Source organism: Streptomyces regalis (assembly GCF_001509475.1).
GTDB lineage: Bacteria > Actinomycetota > Actinomycetes > Streptomycetales > Streptomycetaceae > Streptomyces > Streptomyces regalis.
In genome coordinates this window covers 1-5,716 of the sequence record NZ_LLZG01000386.1, presented here as the reverse complement: position 1 = coordinate 5,716, position 5,716 = coordinate 1, and the positions used below count along the sequence as shown (strand labels likewise).

Sequence of the window (5,716 nt, the reverse complement as noted above, 5' to 3'; positions counted from 1 at the left end):
AAGTCGGCGACGGACTGTACCCGTCTGTCGGGCCGCAGGCAGTCGACCGGCTGGATCTGTCCGTCAGCTCGGGAGTAGCCGACGGGTCGCACTCGTCCGCCAAGCCGCAAGCAGCCGACGAACCGTACCCGTCCGCCCAGCCGCAGGCAGTCGACTGGCAGGGCTCGTCCGTCAAGCCGCAAGCCGGCGACGGACCGTACCCGTCCGTCGGGCCGCGACGAGCCGACGGACCGTACCCGTCCGCCCAGCCGCAGGCATTCGTGCCGCTCAGGGCGGATCCCGACCCACAGAAGGGCGGCGCCCCGCAAGCGCCGGGCTGCGCGACCCATCCCCGGCCTGCCCCGGCCCCGGGCGCCGTGCAGTCGGCGAGCACCTTCGTACCCGCCCTCCATGTCACCCCCGTGGCAACGGTCGGTGCCGGTGACGCCTTCGCCGCCGGGTTCCTCTCCGCCACCCTCCGAGACCTCCCCCTGCGTGACCGCCTCCGGCACGGTCACCTCTGGGCCGCCGCAGCCCTCACCGCCCCCGGCGACCTCGCCGCACCCCCCTCCCGCGACCACGCCGACCGCCTGGTCGCCCTCGACGCCGCCGCGTGGGAGAAACTTCGACTCGGCCCCGGCTGGACGCAAGCCGCAGAAGAACGGGCCGACGAGGAGGTACGCACGCCATGAGCCAGACCGTCGACCGCGCGCTCAGCATCCTGCCGCTGCTCGCCGAGGGCCCCGCCGACCTCGGCCAGGTCGCCGACCGCCTCGGCGTCCACAAATCCACGGCCCTCCGCCTCCTGCGCACCCTGCACGAGCATGGCCTCGTCTACCGCCAGTCCGACCAGCGCTACCGCCTCGGCGCCCGCCTGATCGCCCTCGCCCAGGAGGCGATGGAGAACCTCGACATCCGCGAGATCGCCCACCCCCACCTCGTACGCCTCAACGAGCAGTGCGGGCACACCGTCCACCTCGCCGTGTACGAGGAGGACGAGGTGCTGTACATCGACAAGGTCGAGAGCCGGTACCCGGTGCGGATGTACTCGCGGATCGGCAAGCCGGTGGCCATCACCGTCGCCGCCGTCGCGAAGCTACTCCTCGCCGATCTGGCCGAGCACGAGCGCCGGGCCCTCGCCGACAAGCTCGACTACCCCATGTACACGGCCCGCTCCACCCCCAACGCCCCCGCGTTCCTGCGGGAGTTGGACAAGGTGCGCGAACAGGGCTGGGCCACCGACCTCGGTGGTCACGAGGAATCCATCAACTGCGTCGCCGCGCCGATCCGCGGTGCCGACGGCCGGGTCGTCGCCGCGATGTCGGTCTCCGCGCCGAACGTCGTCGTCACTGCCGACGAACTCCTCACCCTGCTCCCACTGGTACGCCGTACGGCGGACGACATCAGCGGCGAGTACTCCGGCAGAAATGCAACGAAGGGATCCGCATGACCGAGAAGATCGCGCTCACCCCGAAGACCCACACCACCCCGCCCGCGAAGTTCTCCCATGGTGTGAAGAAAGGGAACATTCTCCAAGTGGCGGGTCAGGTCGGCTTCCTTCCCGCGGTCGAGGGGCAGCCCCCGACGCCCGCCGGCCCCACCCTGCGCGAGCAGACCCTCCAGACCCTCGCCAACGTCAAGGCGATCCTGGAGGAGGGCGGTGCCTCCTGGGACGACGTCATGATGATCCGCGTCTATCTGACGGACGTCGCCCACTTCGCCGAGATGAACGACATCTACAACACCTACTTCGAGGAGCAGGGCCTGACCCAGCCGCCCGCCGCGCGGACGACGGTGTACGTCGGCCTGCCGGCGGGGCTCCTCATCGAGATCGACGCGCTGGCCGTACTCGGCTGACGCCTCCTCAACCCCACCCGCACGCCGTACACGGCATGGTGTCCGTCACCCCTGGGACGCCATGCCGCGATCCCCCCTGCCCGAAAGCCGTATGTACTTACCCCGAGGACCCCCCTGATGTCCCCTCTGTCCCTCCCGCTCGCCGCATCCGCCCCAGCCGAGACACCACCCCACACCGGCGGACTGCTCCTCCTCATCGACGGTACGGCCGGACTGCTGACGGTCGCCGCCATCGGCATCGCGCTGCTGCTGTTCCTGATCATCAAGACGCGTCTGCAGCCCTTCGTGGCCCTCCTCGCCGTCTCCATAGCCGTCGGCCTGATGGCGGGCCTGTCGGTCACCGAACTCTTCGGCACCGTCCAGCGGTCGGACGCGGTGTCGACCATCGAGTCCGGCATGGGCGGCATCCTCGGCCATGTCGCGATCATCATCGGCCTGGGCACGATGCTCGGCGCGATCCTCGAAGTCAGCGGCGGCGCTGAGGTGTTGGCGTCCCGGCTGCTGAACCTCTTCGGCGAGAAGAGGGCACCCCTCGCCATGGGCCTGACCGGCCTGATCTTCGGTATCCCGGTCTTCTTCGACGTCGGCATCTTCGTCCTCGCACCGATCGTGTACGCCGCCGCCAAGCGGTCCGGCAAGTCGATCCTGCTGTACTGCCTGCCGCTGCTGGCCGGCCTGTCGATGACCCACGCCTTCCTGCCGCCGCACCCCGGCCCGGTGGCGGCCGCCGGCCTGCTGCGCGTGGACCTCGGCTGGGTGATCCTCATGGGCATCGTCTGCGGCATCCCGGCCGTGTTCGCCGCCTGGGCCTTCTCCGCCTGGATCGGGCGGCGCATCTTCGTCGCCGTACCGCAGGACATGGTCGAGGCGGCGGACGAGGCCAAGCAAGCCGTGATCAACGAGCAGCGGGCCGCGGGAGTCGAGCCCAGTGAGACGCCCGTCCCGCTCGGCACGGTCCTCGGCATCATCGGTACGCCGCTGGTGCTGATCCTGGCCGCCACGTTCTCCTCGATCGCCCTGGACCCCTCCACCACCCGCTCGGTGATCGAGTTCTTCGGCAACCCCTTCGTGGCCCTGACGATCGCCCTGCTGCTCGCGTACTACCTGCTGGGCATCCGCCGCGGCTGGTCCCGCAAGTCCCTGGAAACGGTGTCGACTTCCTCGCTCAAGCCGGTCGGCAACATCCTCCTCGTCGTCGGCGCGGGCGGTGTCTTCGGTGCCGTCCTCAAGGCCAGCGGCGTCGCCCAGGCCCTCTCCGACACCTTCAACGACGTCGGCCTCCCGGTGCTCGTCCTGTCGTACCTGATCTCGGTCGTCCTCCGCGTGGCCCAGGGCTCGGCGACGGTCGCCATCGTCACGACGGCCGGCATCGTCGCCCCCCTCCTCACCGAGGGCGACCACTCCCAGCCCTTCGTCGCCCTCGTCATCATGGCCATCTCGGCAGGCTCGATCTTCGCCTCACACGTCAACGACGGAGGCTTCTGGATCGTCGCCAAGTACTTCGGCATCAGTGAGCGGGACACGTTGAAGACGTGGACCGTGCTGGAGAGTGTGCTGTCGGTGGCCGGGTTTGTGGTGGCGGCGGTGTTGAGCATCTTCGTATAACGATGCGGGGGCTGGTTGCGCGGGACACAGGGTTGTCGACCATACTGCTCCGCTGTGGAGCAGCGCATAGGTTCAGGCAGCCAGCCCCTGGAAGGCGCCGGGTTCGACCCGGCCTTCATCCCCGGGCTCACCTCGCCCGCGTCCGCCGGGCCTAAGGACGTGAAGGACGAGGACGTGGCCGAGGGGTCCGTCTCGGAGGAGACGGGTTCCGAGAAGACGGACTCCGGGGAGACCAGGGATCTCGAAGCCGTCGACGGGCCCGAGGTGGAGGCCGATGACGAGGCCGATGACGACGCCTCCGACGACGAGGCGGACGAGGAAGCCGGCGACGACGCCCCCGTCGACGGTCCCGTCTTCGAGGCCGCCGACCGCCGGGCCCGTATCGTCGCCGACCACAAGGGTGTTCGCCTCTCCCTGGACGACCAGGAGTGCGAGTTCCGTTGGGACGAGATCGGCGCGATCGAGACGGAGGCGCCGCGCTTCGGGAAGCGTTTCACCGTCACGGTGCACACTCCTGACCGCCGTTGGTACCCGATCGAGATCGAGGCGGCGGCCAGGAGCCGCTTCACGGAGTGGGACGAGCAGTTGGACGCCGTCCTGGATGCCTATTTCGAGGACAGTGAGTCCTAGCTGCAGTACTGGGCTTCCTTGCCGATCGACCGGTACATGCAGTCAGAGTTCTCCAGCAACTGCAGCACCGCATCCCGGTTGCGGGACGTCTCCCGCTCGATCACCTCGTCGGGCGGGTAGAAGCCCCCACCCGCGCTGGACGACGGGTACATCTCGAAGGTGTACCCGAAGATCTTCTGGCTGCCCCACAGCCAGTCGTCGATCGACCCGTCGGTGATGTACAGGTCACTGGACTGCTCCGGCGTGTAGCCGTTGCTCGCGGCCATCTTCTGCCCGACCGTGGCGAACGCGTTCCGGTCGTCGGCGGTCATGCCGGTCGTCGTGTCGGCGGACGTGTACCCGAACGGCCACAGCACCAACTCGCTGTACGTGTGGAAGTCGACCCCGGCCTTGATCTGCTGTACGCCGCCGACGACCCGGCTGCGTACGAAGTTCGCGACCACCTTCACCTCGGGCGCCGACTCGGCGGACGCACCCCGGTATGTGTCGGAGGACGGCGACCCGGACGAACCGCCACAGCAGCCCCACCGGTAGTTCCAGTTCCGGTTCATGTCCGTCCCGACGTACGACGAACCGGAGTTGGGCTGCCGGTTCTTGCGCCACGACCGGTACGAGCCGGTCGCGATGTCGTACTCGCCGCCGTCCGGGTTGAGGTCGGGGACGATCCAGATCTCGCGGTTGTTCACCATGCTGGTGACCCGGGAGTCGCTGCCGTAGTCGGAGGTCAGCTCGCGCAGCAGATACAGCGCCATCTCGACGGTGAGGTGCTCACGGGCGTGCTGGTGGTGGGTGAAGAGGACCTCCGGCTCGGACTCGTCGGTCCCCACGTTGTCGCTGATCTTGATGGCGACGATGTTCCGGCCCTGGTACGACGTGCCGATGACGCGCTGGCTCGCGATGGAGGAGTTGGCCGAGACGATCGAGTTGATCTCGCTCGTCATCTCCGCGTAGTTGTGGTAGCGCGAGTCGCCGGACGGGAAGTCGTAGAGGCGTACGTCGTCCTCGCCGGCGGAGCGGTCGGGGACCGAGCCGAGCGGGGTGACGTCGTATCCGAGATCGCGCAGCTTCTTGATCTGGTCCGTGCGGCCGGAGACGACGACGCCGTGGCCGTGGACCTCGTCCACGGTCACACCCGTCCGCTGAAGTGCGGTGCGGTCCTTGGCGGTCGAGTGCATGTGCACCTCGTACTGCCGGGCGTCATCGGTCGACGAGGCCGCCTTGGTGGCGCTGTCGGCGTTCGCGGACATGGTGCCGGCCAGGGGCGCCGCGAGGGCGAGGGCGAGCAGCGTGGCGAGCGCGGCGGTATGTCTGCCGCTGCGGCCGCCTGAGCCGCGTGTGCGAAGTCGCATGAATTCTCCTTGTGGGAGTGGGGGGTGGGGTTCACTGCGACGTACTGCATGGTGCGGGTGTGGCGCTCATCGTGGGCCGGTGGCATGGACAGGTCAAGAGTGACACGGCGACAGATGGCGTGAACCATTCGAAAATCAGCCGCGTAGTGTACGCGCGCGCACTCCGCACCGAGCGGTCCCGGCCGAAGTCCACCCGGGGGTGTGAGCCGGGCGTGCGGGAGGGCGCGGGGGCGGGGGAGGGTGAGGATCCGCGCAAGGGGGGAGCGGGTGGGAGCGGCGGCAATGGCGGGGGCCGG

6 protein-coding genes are annotated in these 5,716 nt (G+C 69.0%); 5 read left to right on the top strand and 1 reads right to left on the bottom strand.

The genetic code is table 11. The features are described 5' to 3' along the window. From ADL12_RS57295 to ADL12_RS39250, 5 genes are all read left to right on the top strand, one after another. Positions 1–671: PfkB family carbohydrate kinase (locus ADL12_RS57295; RefSeq protein WP_244188215.1), on the top strand; the 671-nt coding region annotated here is incomplete at its 5' end. Continuing rightward, entirely contained in the window at positions 668–1,429 is a 762-nt protein-coding gene (locus ADL12_RS39265) for an IclR family transcriptional regulator (protein WP_062712189.1), read from the top strand. The genes ADL12_RS57295 and ADL12_RS39265, both read left to right, overlap by 4 nt. Continuing rightward, positions 1,426–1,836: a RidA family protein gene (locus ADL12_RS39260; RefSeq protein WP_062712186.1), complete on the top strand. Its 411-nt coding sequence runs from the start codon at positions 1,426–1,428 to the stop codon at positions 1,834–1,836. Before ADL12_RS39265 ends, ADL12_RS39260 begins: the two co-directional genes overlap by 4 nt. Before the next feature lie 117 nt (positions 1,837–1,953). Then, entirely contained in the window at positions 1,954–3,441 is a 1,488-nt protein-coding gene (locus tag ADL12_RS39255) for a GntP family permease (RefSeq protein ID WP_062712184.1), read from the top strand. A gap of 54 nt (positions 3,442–3,495) precedes the next feature. Continuing rightward, the gene (locus ADL12_RS39250; protein WP_062712181.1) at positions 3,496–4,071 is read left to right on the top strand and encodes a hypothetical protein; all 576 of its coding nucleotides are present in this window, start codon (positions 3,496–3,498) and stop codon (positions 4,069–4,071) included. Here ADL12_RS39250 and ADL12_RS39245 read toward each other — a convergent pair. Beyond that, positions 4,068–5,420, bottom strand: coding sequence for a M14 family metallopeptidase (locus ADL12_RS39245; protein WP_062712177.1), 1,353 nt, complete (start codon positions 5,418–5,420; stop codon positions 4,068–4,070). The genes ADL12_RS39250 and ADL12_RS39245 overlap by 4 nt on opposite strands. Positions 5,421–5,716: the final 296 nt, after the last annotated feature.

What these genes read in the sequence shown, in the direction of transcription:
- ADL12_RS39265 (WP_062712189.1), top strand. Translation starts at nt 668, where the DNA reads ATGAGCCAGACCGTCGACCGCGCGCTCAGCATCCTGCCGCTGCTCGCC.
- ADL12_RS39260 (WP_062712186.1), top strand. Translation starts at nt 1,426, where the DNA reads ATGACCGAGAAGATCGCGCTCACCCCGAAGACCCACACCACCCCGCCC.
- ADL12_RS39255 (WP_062712184.1), top strand. Translation starts at nt 1,954, where the DNA reads ATGTCCCCTCTGTCCCTCCCGCTCGCCGCATCCGCCCCAGCCGAGACA.
- ADL12_RS39245 (WP_062712177.1), bottom strand. Translation starts at nt 5,420, where the DNA reads ATGCGACTTCGCACACGCGGCTCAGGCGGCCGCAGCGGCAGACATACC.